We start from the raw sequence: 14,758 nt of genomic DNA, 5'->3' as shown, positions 1-14,758 counted from the left end.
AATTAGTTTATTTTTTTACCCCAAACCGGAAGTCCTCCTGTAGTAAGGCCGGAATAGGTTATGGTTACTTTACGGGTTGCACTTTCCCAGTCCCAAGCATCGCTTACTTTACATTTATTTCCATTTACGGTTAATGTTTTATTGGTACTGTCATACGACCAAGTTCCTGTAGCACCACCGCTCACTTTTTTGTCGGCAGTTAAGTATATAGTGACTGATTTCTGAATGACTTTGTATTGGTAATTCATCGTTATTTGTTCCCATGTTCCTAAAAAGGAGGATTCGGTAATGGTTGTAGTGGGTACGGCAGCATAACGTTCGGGAGCAATTACTGGCCATCCGTCTTCTGTCCATTGTATGCCACGAACGTGACCCATCATTATAGCATTAGATACTGCAATTCCTGGAACTCCCTCCGGTAAACGTGCTTGAGACGAATAAAACCATTCTTTGGTTTCTGGGTTCTGGAAAACAGCACAATGTGAGATTCCAACCCAACCGGTATGATTATTAAACGAATAAGGATGTGTTAGCATTGGCCAACAATCGGCGCCACTGGTCACATCGGCACCATTGATTCCTAGATAAGGACCCATGATGTTTTTGGAACGAGCCACACGAGTATTGTAGGGAACATCAAGTCCGTCGTAAGCCATGAATAGATAGTAATATTCAGTATCTGAATTGTATATAATCTCTGGTCCTTCGGAACCTTGCCAGCGACTTGTAGCACTGCGGGTGGCAATACGGGTTCCATAATCACTCAGCGTTTTCAATTGATCCGGTTTCCCAGTTGTAGGATTCAGTTTTAAGGCTGCAATACCAGAATGCCAAGATCCGTAAATTAGGTATTGCTCTCCCCCAGGAGTTTCAACAAAACTTGGATCAATAGCATTGAATTTGAAATAAGCATCATCCCAATTTCTGGTGCCTGTAAAAGAATATGGTTTTAATCCGTCAGGTTCTGAACAAACCACCATTCCTTTATCTGTCCAAACATTTGAAGCTAAATCATCGGTTTCAGCCAAACCAATAAAGGCTCTTTCCCCCCAAGTGTTATCAAAAGTACTTCCAATTATAGGGTTATCGACCACAATGCTGTAATACATGCGGTATTTGTTTCCCACTTTTCGAACACAAGGAGCCCAATATCCATAATTAGGATTTTCAATTGGTGGTAAAGCAGGATTCATTCTTGCTCTTTTGTTATTCAAAGAATCCTTTACCCAAGCCGGAGCTGTTGTCATAGATGATCCCATAAATTCCCAATTGACAAGATCTTTAGAACGTCTGTAAAAAAAATGTCCATGTCCTTCAGTGGCGTTTCCATAAGAAGCATCCGTTTGATACATATAATAATAATCGCCACATTTGGCAACTGTTGGGTCGTGAACGTTTGCTAAATTCCATTGTGAATTAGAACCCCAAGAAGAAATGGAGGAATAATTATCTAAATAGCTAGGTCCAGGAAAACCGGGTACAACCACTACTGGCGGCACAGGAGTTGGTGTTGGAGTTGGGGTAGGAGCGTCACTACTCGAACAACTACTAACGGTAACAGCTACTAAAAAAAGCACTAGATAGGGTACTAATTTTAAAATGGAATTTGATTTTTTCATTGTATTCTTTTTTATTTACCTTCTAACATTATTACAGAAAAAGGAGGAACTGTTATTACTAACTTACCCTTTTTTATTTCAAACCCTTTGAAAGCGGTCGGTTGGATTTTTGTTGGGTTGTCAAAGGAATTGAAATCTTGCAATTTTGGGGATGCTAATAGGCTTCCCGAAACATTTTTGATTCCAAGTTCTTTTATGTCGATTTCGATTTTATTTTCTTTTTTAGAGTCAATATTTACTAATGAAATATGAACTAATCCGTTTTTATCTTTTGATGCTGAAGCAGATAAAGCCGGAAGTGTTTCGCCATTATAGGTGTATAGTGGAGAATTTATTGTAATTGGTAATAATTTTGCATCTTGATGTACGCTGTACATTTGCATCACATGATAAGTAGGTGTTAAAATCATTTTGGCTTTATCCGTAAGAATAACGGCTTGCAAAACATTTACACATTGCGCTAGATTAGCCATACGAACTCTGTCAGCATGGTTATTGAAAATATTAAGAGTTGCCCCTGCCAAAACAGCATCTCTCATCGTATTTTGTTGGTATAAAAATCCAGGATTGCTTCCTTTTTCTACATCGTACCAACCGCCCCATTCATCTACAACCAAAGCAATTTTTTGCTCAGGATCGTATTTATCCATGATGGCGCCATGTTTGGTAATAAGTTCATCCATTTTTAAGGCTTCTTTCATGGTGGTGAAATATTGCCCTTCGGTAAAATCTACTGCATCTCCTTTTTTGTTCCATTCAATTACAGAATAATGGTGCATTGCTACACCGCCCAACATACTTCCTGGGATATTCTTCATTAATGTTTCGGTCCAATTATAATCGGCATCACTTGCGCCAGATGCAATACGCATCAATCCGCCAGTGTTTTCCCAATCAGACATAAATGTGGCATATTTACGGTATTCGCCAGCATAATAGTCCGGTTTCATATTACCTCCGCAACCCCAAGCTTCATTTCCAATTCCCCAAATTTTTACTTTCCAAGGTGCAGTTCTGCCATTTTTTTTACGCAAATCACTCATTGGGCTTTTACCACCAAAGTTGGCGTATTGTACCCAATCAGAAAGTTCCTGAACGGTACCGCTTCCCACATTTCCGGATAAGTAAGGTTCTGCTCCAAGTAATTCACACATGTTTAAAAAATCATGAGTTCCAAAACTATTGTCCTCAGTAGTTCCTCCCCACCATTGATTTACAATTGTTGGTCTGTTTTCTTTTGGACCAATACCATCTTTCCAGTGATACGTATCCGCAAAACAACCGCCTGGCCATCTTAAATTAGGGATTTTTAATTTTTTAAGAGCATCAATAATGTCGTTACGGACTCCATTTGTATTTGGTATTTTTGAAGTATCCCCAACAAAGAAGCCACCATAGATTGATCTTCCTAAATGTTCTGCAAAATGTCCGTAGATATTTTTATTGATAGTTGGTGCATTGGCAGTATTTTTTATAGAAAGTACTGTGGTTTCTTTTTGTGCAACAATAAGTTGATTGCAAAAAGTAAAAATAAATAAGATTAATAGGGCTTTTTTCATGTTGTCTCTAAGTTATAATATCACATGGTAAGCTAATTAAAAGCTTACCACATGATACTAAAGAATGCTAAAATTATAATTAACTAACTCAAAATAATATTAATAACCACTGTTTTGAATTGTTCCTGGATTGTTATCCATTTCCAATTGTGGTATTGGGAAAAATTCTCTCCCTGTTGCATAGGAATTAAATTCAACGTCTCTTGATTTTAACCATGCTAATTTTGTAGCATCTTGTAACCAACCCCAACGACGAATATCATCAAAACGGTGCCCTTCTAATGGGAACTCTAAGAATCTTTCGTGACCTATTTGTTCTCTCATGGCAGCTTGACTTAATCCTGGTTTTGCTGTAGCTAAATTAGGTAAGCCAACTCTGTTTCTAACCATTTGAATGTAAGTATATGCACCTGGTGTATCGCCTGTTTCGTTTAAACATTCAGCATACATTAGTAATATATCAGAATATCTTAATAAACGCTCGTTTATGCCTGAACGCCAATCGAATTCATTCGCATAAGCCCCATCTGAATTCTCGTATTTTCTACAGAACAAATCATTTAAATCTCCTGGATTTCCTGCGTAAAAAGTCGCGAAATTTTGTCCATAAAGTTGCATTCCACCTGGTTTGTTGTAAAACATTGTAGCATCTAAACGTGGATCTACTGCACCAGAAGTAGTCAATTCATCATGGAATTCATTAAATAATGTTCTTGTTGGTTGTACGTCTGTCCATCCAAAAGCTCTAGGTCCGTAAGTAATTGCTCTTGCGGATGTTTTCCCCCAACCAGAAGCTGGAGCACCACCCCAACCTAAATCAACACCACCAGCTTGTCTGCTAAATTGTACTTCGAATAGTGATTCTGAATTATTTTCGTTAGAGTCTGTAAAGTTATCACGGTAATTAGCTACTAAAGAGTAAACCCCTAAATCAATCACTTGTTTAAATGTTGTTTTTGCATTTGCAAAATCTTTAGTAAACAAGTATGCTTTTCCTAAATATCCTAAAGCTGCTCCTTTAGTAGCACGTCCTTTTTGACCTGCGTCTAAACCAGTAACATTGTCATAAGAAGCTGGAAGTAAATCAGCAGCAGCTTTGAAATCTGCAATAACTTGCGCCCAACCTTCTTCGTTTGTTTTTTGAGGATAATAAACAGAAATTTCTGTTGGCAATGGTACGCTTTTAAACATGTTTACTGCATGAAATAAATACAATCCTCTCAAGAAATAGGCTTGACCCAGAATTCTATTTTTAAGTGTTGCATCTGCCATTTCGATAGTAGGTACTTTTGTTATAACTTGATTTGCACGGTAAATACCTTGATAATACGTTTCATAAGCCCAGCCATAAATGGCAGAATTCGAAACATTTGAGTTAAAACGACCCACATTGTACATCGCATCCCATGGACTGTTACTTCTAGTGTCATCCCCTTTTAAGTCTAATAATAAAGGTGTACTTCTCATGTAAGTACCATCGGTCAATAAGCTTCCGTAAGCGGCATTTACGCCTTCAATAGCGTCTTGGTCTGTTTTCCAGAATGAATCTACTGCATCATTATTTGGGTCAACTTGAACTAAATCTTCATTGTTAACACAACTAGTCGTTACGACTGCTAGTGAGAAGAAAACGGTTAGATAATTAAATATTTTATATTTCATTTTGATTCGTTTTTAATTTGTTTGGTTAGTTTTAAAAATTCACTTCAAGTCCTAAAGAAACAGTTCTAGGATTTGGGAATGAACCACCATCGTATCCTCTAGAGAACAATCCGTCATTGCTATTAAAATCAGGGTCGTATCCTCTGTATTTGCTGATTATCAATAGGTTTTGACCATTTACAAATACTTTAGCTTTTTGAATAAAACTTGCAGTTGGAACAGGAATTTCATATCCAATCTCCATAGTTTGTAATTTTATATAATCCCCTTTTTCAATAAATCTATTAGAATCTCTTGTGTTAGCATTTGGATCTCCAATAATTGGACGTGGTACATTCGTGTTTGTATTTGTAGGCGTCCAATAATTAAGTTCGTCAGTACTATGGTTTCCATATTGACCAGCCATTAAATTACGGTACATACCATCAAATACCTTGTTTCCACCACTTCCTTGCCAAAACATAGAGAAATCCCAGTTTTTATATGAACTGCTAAAGTTGATTCCGTAACTGTATTTAGGAATTGTAATTCCTTGGAATGTTCTGTCTAGATCACTAATCTTACCATCGCCATTGATATCTTTGAACTTAACATCCCCAATTCCGGCATTTGTTTGTGTTGGAGATGAAGCAATATCTGCTGCATTTTGAAAAATTCCATTTGTTTCATAAGCATAAATCTCACCTATTGATCTACCCACTTCTGTTTTTGAAGCAGCACCATAGATTGGATTTCCATCAAGACCAATTTGTAATACTTTATTTTTCAAGGTTCCTAAGTTAGCAGAGATACTGTACTTGAAATCATGATGATTGTTATTGTATGTTGCAGAAAACTCTAAACCGTTATTTCTAACCGCACCTGCATTTGTAGTTACACTAGCAGGAAAAGCACCTGTTGAAAATGGTAATGGAACACCAATTAAAAGATCAGTTGATTTCTTAACATAATATTCAGCCGTAAACTGCAAGTCATTATTGAATAATCCTAACTCAAGTGCCACATTGGTAGTTTTTGTTTCTTCCCAATGTACATTTGGATCTAATGCACTTACTACTGTTGTACCTGGAGCTAATTGATTATTAAAATCATAACCAGCAAAACTATTAATTGTACTAGCGAAGAAATAAGTTGGTATCGTATTATTTCCTAATATACCGTAACCACCTCTTAATTTAATATTGCTTACCCATTCTGGTAAGTGAAGAAATTTTTCATTACTAATTTTCCAAGCCCCTGAAAAAGAGTAAAAATTACCTTTATTGTATTTTTGGCTAAAAAGAGACGTTTTATCTTGTCTAAAGTTAGCTTGTAACAAATAACGATCATCATAGCCGTAATTTATTCTACTCAAGTATGATACACCAGTAACCGTATTTTCATACTCCCCAGCACTTGTTGCATCAGCATATTCTAAATGGCTAATTTCGCCTGGTTTGTAACCCACACCTCTTGACCAGTGGTTGTAATTATCATTTCTTTCTTGAACCCATCCTGCTAAAACATCAAATTTATGTTTACCAATTGCTTTTTCGTAAGTTAATAAATTATTAAGGAAAGTTCTAGACTGACTTCCAGTAGATACATCTAGTGAAGCTTCATCATTAGTAGTAATGTAATACCAACCTAAATCACTTGGCGGTACAAATTTTCTGTTTTGCCAATCTAATCTGTCAAAACTAGCGTCAATTTTGTATTTTAATCCTTTTACGATTTCAAGTTCTCCCCAAATGTCCCCAATGAAACGATTTCTTTTGGCGTTATTTGTTATTAAGTTATTGTATCCAATAACGTTCATTGAGATTGCTCTTTGTGTTAAGTTAGTTGTTCCTCCGTATCCACCTAGTCTATTTACATCATAAACAGGCATTGTAGGAATAGCACCTAATAAATCACTAACTGGCGATTCCCCAGCATTGTATTCGTTAAAATTTTCTTTACCAGATTGAGTGAAACCTATTTTTGAACCGTATTTAAATTTCCCTTTTTTACCTGTTAAGTTTAAAGTGGTAGATAATCTCTTGTAATCTTGTGGTGAATTAAGATAGCTGCTGTTTTTGAAATAATCTACATTCATGTTATATCCTAAGCTTTCTGCCCCACCACTAAAAGTTAAGGAATGGTTTTCTATGATACCAGTTTGGAATGCCGCTTTTTGCCAGTTAGTATCTACATTATTGATATAAGAAGGACTTGTTGGGTCATTTCCTGGAGCTACACTTAATCCAGCATTTATCTCAGCTGCGCTAGTAATATTTTGATACCCTACTCTGTCAGTTAGAGACCATTTTTTAGCTACATTTTGAAATCCAACAAGGGATTTGTATTTAATGTCAAATTTACCAGATTTCCCTTTTTTGGTAGTAATAATGATTACACCATTAGCTCCACGAACCCCATAAATCGCTGCCGAAGATGCATCTTTTAAAACTTGCATAGATTCTATTTCTCCTGTAGCAAAATCATAAGGACTGTCTACAATCATACCATCTACTACGAAAAGCGGATTGTTATTACTAAAAGAGCTGATTCCTCTAATTTTAATATTAACAAAACCTCCTGGTTCTCCAGAGCTTTGCATGGTTACACCAGCAACTTGCCCTTGAAGCATTTTTGCAACATCATAGCTTACTGTTTTTTTGGCATTGTCCATGTTTACTACACTCACTGATCCGGTAAGATCTGATTTTTTCTGAGTTCCGTATCCAACAACGACTACTTCATTTAGTTTATTCAAATCATCATTCATTACTATGTTTAATTGAGATTTGTTCCCTACAGTAACTTCTTGATTTGCAAAACCTATATAACTGAAGACAAGAATATCATTTGAGTCCGCTTTTATTGAATATTCTCCATCAAAGCCAGTAACAACTACTTTGTTGGTACCTTTTATTAAAACATTTACACCCGGTAAAGGCATCGCGTCTTTTGTTGATGTAACGATTCCTTTTATAGTCTTATCTTGTTGTGCAGAAAGAGTATAAGAAGAAAATAACATAACTATTATTGCTAATAGCCATTCTTTTCTTGGCAATAAAAAATTGCAATAGAAAAATAATCGTTGGTTTGTTTTCATTCTGTTTTGTTTTGGTTAATTTATAAGTGTGTATTTTACATTTGTAAATTTAATTAAAAAAAAACAACAAAAACAAATTAATCTGATAAAAAAAACTCCTTAAAAAAATACATCTTGTAAATTAAGTGTAAAAACAACATTTAAATATTGTGGTTTTGTAAAAAAAGTTCCCGTTTTTACAATTTATTTATTTAAAATCCATCCTTTTAGTAAAAAAACAAACTTTTCTACAAAAAACGCGATGTGTTAATTATTTTAAAAAAAAATGGAATATTCTCTTTTTTAACTATAAATCAGAGTGATATTGTAAAAAAAGTCTTGTTTAAAGTGTGCTTTTTTTAGAAAAAAAGTCAAATTGTAACCTGATAAAGAATCATTTTTCTTCTCAATCGATTGAAATGGTATTTCATGAATCAATAATTTTGAAATTCAACGTGTTATCTTTTTCAAATTAGAAGGTAAAAAGGGTATTTTGAAATGCGTAAAGCCTTATTTTAAATGAAGTGTTAAATACTTATTGAACCCTATTTTAAAGTGTCATTTTTTTGTTTTAAATTTACTAAGTGTAAAATCTACATTAATAAAATTATGAAACCTATAAGGAAGTTTATATATTTACCCTAAAAAAAGTAGTATGCTTAATAGTTATAGTTCTGCGGATAAAGTTTTATTGGCGGTAGATTGTATCATTTTTGGTTTTGATGATGAAGGTTTAAAAATACTTTTGATTAAAAGAGATTTTGAACCTGAAAAAGGGAAATGGTCTTTAATAGGGGGGTTTCTTAAAAAAGAAGAAGTATTAGATACTGCCGCAATTAGAATTCTTGATCGCTATACAGGTCTTCAGGATATCTATATGGAACAATTATATGCCTACAGTGAAATAAATCGTGACCCTGTCGAAAGAACTATATCGGTTGCTTATTATGCATTAATTAATATTGAGAATCACAACGCAGAATTGACTCAAAATTATCATGCACAATGGTTTAGTATTGCTCAGGCTCCTAAATTAATTTTTGATCATGATTCTATGGTAGAACACGCTATTAGAAGATTGCGTTATAGAACTTCTATAAAACCGGTTGGATTTGAGCTTTTGCCAGAAAAATTTACCATGCGTCAATTATTGGAATTATACGAAGCCATTTTAAGTAAAGAACTGGACAAAAGAAATTTTATCAGTAAAATCAATTCGTTAGATATTCTTATAAAATTAGAAGAGAAAGACATGATGTCCTCCAGAAAAGGATCGTACCTATATACCTTTGACAAAGAAAAATACGATGCAAAATTATTGGATAATTTTGTATTGAATTTATAAATAGTTTTAGTCTGTTTTCAGAGCATAAAAAAAGGAAGTCTTATTTAAGAGCTTCCTTTTTTTGTATAACTAACTAAAATTAGGCAGAGATAATCCTATTTTCTTTGATTTACTACAATTTCAAGATCTCAGATTATTTCTTATAAATCAGAACTACTGTAATTATAAAAATGACTAAAATATAAGTAGTTCTAAATTTTGGGTTTAACTATTTCCTTTGTTATAATCTGCTAAAAATGTTGCTAAACCACTATCAGTAAGGGGATGTTTTAGCAAACCTTCAATGGCGCTTAATGGACCAGTTATTACATCGGCTCCAATTTTTGCACAATTCAAAATATGCATGACGTGACGTACTGAAGCAGCTAAAATTTGTGTTTCATATCCGTAATTATCGTAAATCAATTTGATTTCGGCAATTAATGCCATTCCATCTGTTGAAATATCGTCTAGCCTTCCAATGAAAGGGGACACATAAGTTGCACCGGCTTTAGCAGCAAGTAAGGCTTGACCTGCTGAAAATACTAAAGTACAGTTGGTTCTGATTCCTTTATTCGAAAAGTATTTTATTGCTTTTATACCATCTTTAATCATTGGAATTTTCACAACAATTTGAGGATGTAAAGCCGCTAGTCTTTCTCCTTCGGTAATCATTCCTGCAAAATCAGTTGAAATTACTTCGGCACTAACATCGCCATCTACCAATTCACATATTTTTACGTAATGTGCAATAATATTTTCAGCACCCGTAATTCCTTCCTTCGCCATTAGCGATGGGTTAGTGGTTACACCGTCTAGAATTCCTAGATCATTGGCTTCTTTTATGTCTTTTAAATTTGCGGTATCGATAAAAAATTTCATTTCTTTATTATTTAGTTTTTTGATTATTTAGTTACTTTCTTCAATATATTTAAGGATTGCTGCACAAGCGTGTTCACTTGTAAATCCAAATTTTTCGTCCAATACGCTTGCCGGAGCTGAATAACCAAAATGGTCCAGTCCCATTACTTTTCCGCTATCACCAATCAACCCTTCAAGGTTTACCGGAAGCCCAGCAGTCAATCCAAATACTAATTTCCCTTTTGGGATAATGCTTTCTTGGTATGCTTTTGATTGTTCTTTGAATAAACCTTCAGATATAATTGACGCTACGTTTATTTTTAGATTTTTAGATTTTTCCAATATAACTGCCGCTTCTAAAAGTGTTGCCACTTCTGATCCATTTGCAATTAAAGTGATATCAGGATCTTGCGTTGATTTAACCAAATAACCTCCTTTTGTTGATTCAGTTGCCTCTTCATATCTTGAAGCTCCTTGTGCTGGAATGTCTTTGATATTTTGTCTCGAAAGAATCAAACCGGTTGGTGTTTTGGTATTGTTTAATGCCATATTCCAAGCCACTGATGTTTCTATAGCATCTGCAGGGCGCAACGCCAGAAAACTTTGATTACCTGAATGGTTTTTTATTTTTTCCATTAAACGAATTTGCGCTTCCTGTTCAATAGGTTGGTGTGTTGGTCCGTCTTCACCCACTCGGAAAGAATCGTGTGTCCAAACATATTTTACCGGAAGTTCTTGAATAGCGGCTAATCGAATGGCAGGTTTCATATAATCAGAAAAGACAAAAAATGTTGCTACTACAGGAATAACACCTCCGTGAAGTGCAATTCCATTAGCTATTGAAGTCATGGTAAGTTCCGCAACTCCCGCTTGTAAAAAGGCTCCGCTAAAATCATTTTTTTGTAAAACAGATGATTTTTTCAGGAATCCGTCTGTTTTGTCACTATTGGATAAATCTGCCGAAGAAACAATCATGTTCTCCACGTTTTCCGCTAAATAGGCCAATACAGCGGATGAAGCATCTCTAGTGGCAGCATTTGGTTTTTGGATAATGCTACTTAGATCTAATTCAGGTAGTTTTCCGGATAAAAACAAATCCATCTTTTGAGATAGTTCCGGATTTTCTTTTCTCCAACTTGCAATTTGAAGTTTTTTATAAGCTGATTTTTCCGCTTTTATTGCTAGTATTTTTGCATAATGCGTTTCCACTTCTTCAAAAATGGCAAACGGATTTTCAGGATTTGCATTTAGATTAATAAGCGTTTTTACATAATCTGCTTTGGTGTCACCAATAGGTTTTCCATGCAATTCACATTCTCCTTCGTACATGGCGCCAGTTGCAGTAACACAACCTTTTCCCATAATTGTTTTTCCAATGATCAGAGTAGGTTTTTCAGATTCTGCATGAGCTTCATTCAACGCTTTTCTAATTTGATCATGGTCATGACCATCAATGGTTATTACATTCCATCCCCAAGCTTCATATTTCATGGCTGTGTTTTCTGAGGTAACTTCCTCTGTCATAGAAGAAAGCTGTACGTTATTAGAATCATAGAACATGATAAAATTATTCAATCCTAAATGTCCCGCGATTCTCCCGGCTCCTTGAGAAATTTCTTCCTGAACGCCACCATCAGTTATGAAACCGTATATTTTGTGATTGAAAAGTCCTTTGAATCTTGCATCTAGAAATTTTGCTGCAATAGCGGCTCCAACTCCCATAGCATGCCCTTGACCAAGTGGACCTGATGTGTTTTCAATCCCTCTAAGTACATCTACTTCTGGGTGACCTGGTGTAACAGAGCCCCATTGTCTAAAATTTTGAAGGTCTTCTTTTTTATAATTCCCCAATAAATAATATTGAGAATACATTAACGCTGATAAATGTCCCGCATCCATAAAGAAACGATCTCTAAATGTCCAATCCATTTCTGTAGGATCAAAATCCACATATTCAGTGTACAAAATGTGCATAAAATCAGCACCTCCCATAGCACCTCCTGGATGTCCTGAATTTGCTTTTTCTACCATAGAAATGGCAAGTGCTCTTATATTATCGGCTGCTAATTGATCAATTTTTTTATTCATAATTTAATTGTCATAATTTGGTGTAAATAGAAAAAGTACATAGTTCGTTTTTAGTATAGGCATTTCAACATAGAAAATTTAAAGTTTCTAAATCCATCTCAAACGGTTCTGTTTTGAAGTGGTTGGTCAAAATTTAATGCGCTAATAGTTTTAAAAACGGGTTGCTGTATTTAATTATTTTTTTCTGTGGTTTTTAAATCAATCAAATAAGAGACTGTTTTTGAGTGAATAACGTAGAAATTAATAATAAGTGTAAAAAATACATTTGCAAATATATGTAAATTTATTTTACAATAACAAATAAATTATTTTTCTTGCTTTTCTAAAACGGGAATCACATTTTCTTTGCCAATAAAAAATGAGATTCCTATTTTTTTAAATTTATGTATGTAAATAAAAGAATTGTTTTTTACAAAGAATTTCGAATAATTAGGGCACACTTGTTTTCTATTTGTTCTTTTTTCCCTTGTAGAATCATCTGTGCCATAATTTTTCCCATGGCTTCAAAATTTGTGGAAATTGTCGTAATTCCATTTGCCACTACTTTTTTGAGAGGAGTTTCGTTATAGGAAATAATGCCAAAATCACTGCCTAATTTTAAGTTTTGGAGCTTTGATTTTTCAATCACACGAACTAGATCTCTGTCGTTAGGTATGATGTATACTTCACCGATGCTTATTTCTCTGTCGGCAAACTCGGTAATGACCTCGTAATTAAATGAATAATTGTTACAGAAATCTAAAAAACCTTCTTTCATTCCCGGTGGTTCTCTAAATCCAGGGAAAATCATAATGAGTTTTTTGTATTTATTTAACCTAGATTTTCCTTTGCATAACCCATTAAAGATGTCTTTTTTGTGATTCTGGTAAATTGCAGGATAGGATTCTAGTTCAATATTGGTCTGATCTAGTATAAAAACTTCATTTACTGGTAGGGTTTTTATAAATTCAGCTACATCGATTAAGTTTGTTGGCATTATAATGTATTTCGTGTAATTCCCATTATTGTCATTTATTAGTTTTTTAAAAACTTGCACATTAAAATAATGGAAAAAGATATCTACCTGTGCATTTTTTCCAATGTTTTTTACAAATGAATTATAGGTGTCTTCTTTGAAAATGTTTAACTCATCAAAAAGTAAAAAAATCCTTTGTTTTATAGTGATTTCAACACTTTTAATGTAGTATCCTTTCCCTGGAATGGCGTAAACAATACCTCTCTTTTTCAATTCATCGTATGCCTGTAGAACAGTGTCACGTGACAATGATGAGGCTAAACAAACTTTATTTACAGAAGGAAGCCGGTCTCCTTTTTTTAGTTTTTCTTCTTCTATTGCCTTTTCAACGGAGAGAATTATCTGCTTATATTTTGGAACTCCAAGATTGTTTTGGATTGAAATAATTTTCATAAATGGAAATTTTTTGCGCAATATACGAAAAACTGGTAGGTACTGGTATGCTAAAATGAATTAATCGTATAATTTTGAATTTAATATTTCGTAAAAAAATAATCAAAATAAAACATATATCATATTTTATGTCTAATTATATAATGGAATTATTTGGTTTAATGCCTGCAGGTGAGATTGTCGATTCTTGTGAATTGACTAACAAAAATGGAATGCAATTAAGTGTTATTAATTATGGCGCTACTATTACGTCATTGAAAATGCCATTGAAAAATGGAGAAATTGTAGATGTAGTTTTGGGATTTGATACTTTAGAAGGCTACATGGAATCCTTTGATTTAGAAAGTGCTCCTTATTTTGGAGCAGCAGTTGGGAGATTTGCCGGGAGAATAAAGGATGGTATTTTTAGTTTGAATGGAAAAAAAATTCAATTGAATAAAAACAATAATAACCATTCATTACATGGTGGAAAAGCCAACTTCAGCCAGAAAATTTGGAAGATAGAAAATGTAAATGAAGGTAAAAACCCATCAATAACGTTATCATACGTTAGTCCAAATAATGAAGAGAATTATCCTGGAGAATTAGCAATTGAGTTAACCTATACATTATCGGAGGAAAATGAATTAATTATAGAATACAAAGCAAACACTACTGAGGATACCATTGTGAATTTGACGCATCACAGTTATTTTAATCTTGATGGTCACGAATCCGAAATCTCAGAACAGGAATTGATTATAAATTCCGATAAAATGTTAGAAACGACAAACGAAAATATTCCTACGGGAAGGTTTTTAAATACGACTAATTCTTCGTTTGATTTTAGTCAACCAAAAAAATGCCCTTCAAAAATTGATACAACGTTTGTTTTAGAAAAAGGAAATGAATTTTCGGCTTCGCTTTTTAATAAAAAGAATAATCTAAAAATGGCAGTTTATACCAACCAACCGGCAGTTCACATTTATGTTGGGGGCAATTGTTTCAATACTGTAAAAGGAAAAGGAAATGTAGATTATCATTCGTTAAGTGGTATTTGTTTTGAAACACAAAATTTTCCTGATGCACCAAATCACGAGTATTTTCCGAATTCGATTTTAAAAAAAGAAGAGATTTATAAGCATAAAACGATCTATAAGTTTCAATCCTTTTAACAAAAACGAATTATAATAATTGCTG

At 34.1% G+C, this 14,758-nt stretch carries 9 protein-coding genes; 2 read left to right on the top strand and 7 right to left on the bottom strand.

Annotation, left to right across the window (positions count from 1 at the left end; all coding sequences use genetic code 11):
* Window positions 1–2: 2 nt before the first annotated feature.
* The 4 genes from OA85_RS14270 to OA85_RS14255 all read right to left on the bottom strand — a co-directional run bounded on the left by OA85_RS14270 (window position 3) and on the right by OA85_RS14255 (window position 7,919).
* On the bottom strand, window positions 3–1,619 hold the full coding sequence (locus OA85_RS14270; protein WP_039110456.1) for an arabinan endo-1,5-alpha-L-arabinosidase: 1,617 nt from the start codon (window positions 1,617–1,619) through the stop codon (window positions 3–5).
* Between the two features lie 11 nt (window positions 1,620–1,630).
* Window positions 1,631–3,178 carry an alpha-N-arabinofuranosidase gene (locus OA85_RS14265; protein ID WP_039110455.1) on the bottom strand — a complete coding sequence of 516 codons (1,548 nt, stop codon included), beginning with the start codon at window positions 3,176–3,178 and terminating at the stop codon, window positions 1,631–1,633.
* 99 nt (window positions 3,179–3,277) lie between these two features.
* A complete protein-coding gene (locus tag OA85_RS14260) occupies window positions 3,278–4,840 on the bottom strand; it encodes a RagB/SusD family nutrient uptake outer membrane protein (protein ID WP_039110454.1) in 1,563 nt (520 codons plus the stop codon).
* A 31-nt stretch (window positions 4,841–4,871) separates the two neighbouring features.
* A complete protein-coding gene (locus OA85_RS14255) occupies window positions 4,872–7,919 on the bottom strand; it encodes a TonB-dependent receptor (RefSeq protein WP_082014178.1) in 3,048 nt (1,015 codons plus the stop codon).
* A gap of 634 nt (window positions 7,920–8,553) precedes the next feature.
* Here OA85_RS14255 and OA85_RS14250 point away from each other — a divergent pair.
* On the top strand, window positions 8,554–9,243 hold the full coding sequence (locus tag OA85_RS14250) for an NUDIX domain-containing protein (protein WP_039110453.1): 690 nt from the start codon (window positions 8,554–8,556) through the stop codon (window positions 9,241–9,243).
* Between the two features lie 204 nt (window positions 9,244–9,447).
* Here OA85_RS14250 and fsa read toward each other — a convergent pair whose 3' ends face one another.
* The 3 genes from fsa to OA85_RS14235 all read right to left on the bottom strand — a co-directional run bounded on the left by fsa (window position 9,448) and on the right by OA85_RS14235 (window position 13,579).
* Complete coding sequence (gene fsa, locus OA85_RS14245; RefSeq protein ID WP_039110452.1) at window positions 9,448–10,104, bottom strand: fructose-6-phosphate aldolase; 657 nt, start codon at window positions 10,102–10,104, stop codon at window positions 9,448–9,450.
* 27 nt (window positions 10,105–10,131) lie between these two features.
* Window positions 10,132–12,171 carry a transketolase gene (locus tag OA85_RS14240; RefSeq protein WP_039110451.1) on the bottom strand — a complete coding sequence of 680 codons (2,040 nt, stop codon included), beginning with the start codon at window positions 12,169–12,171 and terminating at the stop codon, window positions 10,132–10,134.
* Window positions 12,172–12,580: 409 nt separating this feature from the next.
* Window positions 12,581–13,579, bottom strand: a complete 999-nt coding sequence (locus OA85_RS14235; RefSeq protein WP_039110450.1) for a GntR family transcriptional regulator — start codon at window positions 13,577–13,579, stop codon at window positions 12,581–12,583.
* A 128-nt stretch (window positions 13,580–13,707) separates the two neighbouring features.
* Here OA85_RS14235 and OA85_RS14230 point away from each other — a divergent pair, with 128 nt between their 5' ends.
* Window positions 13,708–14,733, top strand: a complete 1,026-nt coding sequence (locus OA85_RS14230; RefSeq protein ID WP_231557111.1) for an aldose epimerase family protein — start codon at window positions 13,708–13,710, stop codon at window positions 14,731–14,733.
* The last annotated feature ends 25 nt before the right edge of the window (window positions 14,734–14,758 follow it).

Source organism: Flavobacterium sp. AED (assembly GCF_000812945.1).
Classification (GTDB): Bacteria; Bacteroidota; Bacteroidia; order Flavobacteriales; family Flavobacteriaceae; genus Flavobacterium.
Note: the sequence above shows the minus strand (reverse complement) of the source record. Positions and strands in the feature narration are given on the sequence as shown.

Bases quoted from the DNA above. Each gene is read 5' to 3' on its own strand.
- OA85_RS14270 (WP_039110456.1), bottom strand. From the start codon at position 1,619: ATGAAAAAATCAAATTCCATTTTAAAATTAGTACCCTATCTAGTGCTT.
- OA85_RS14265 (WP_039110455.1), bottom strand. From the start codon at position 3,178: ATGAAAAAAGCCCTATTAATCTTATTTATTTTTACTTTTTGCAATCAA.
- OA85_RS14260 (WP_039110454.1), bottom strand. From the start codon at position 4,840: ATGAAATATAAAATATTTAATTATCTAACCGTTTTCTTCTCACTAGCA.
- OA85_RS14255 (WP_082014178.1), bottom strand. From the start codon at position 7,919: ATGAAAACAAACCAACGATTATTTTTCTATTGCAATTTTTTATTGCCA.
- OA85_RS14250 (WP_039110453.1), top strand. From the start codon at position 8,554: ATGCTTAATAGTTATAGTTCTGCGGATAAAGTTTTATTGGCGGTAGAT.
- fsa (WP_039110452.1), bottom strand. From the start codon at position 10,104: ATGAAATTTTTTATCGATACCGCAAATTTAAAAGACATAAAAGAAGCC.
- OA85_RS14240 (WP_039110451.1), bottom strand. From the start codon at position 12,171: ATGAATAAAAAAATTGATCAATTAGCAGCCGATAATATAAGAGCACTT.
- OA85_RS14235 (WP_039110450.1), bottom strand. From the start codon at position 13,579: ATGAAAATTATTTCAATCCAAAACAATCTTGGAGTTCCAAAATATAAG.
- OA85_RS14230 (WP_231557111.1), top strand. From the start codon at position 13,708: ATGTCTAATTATATAATGGAATTATTTGGTTTAATGCCTGCAGGTGAG.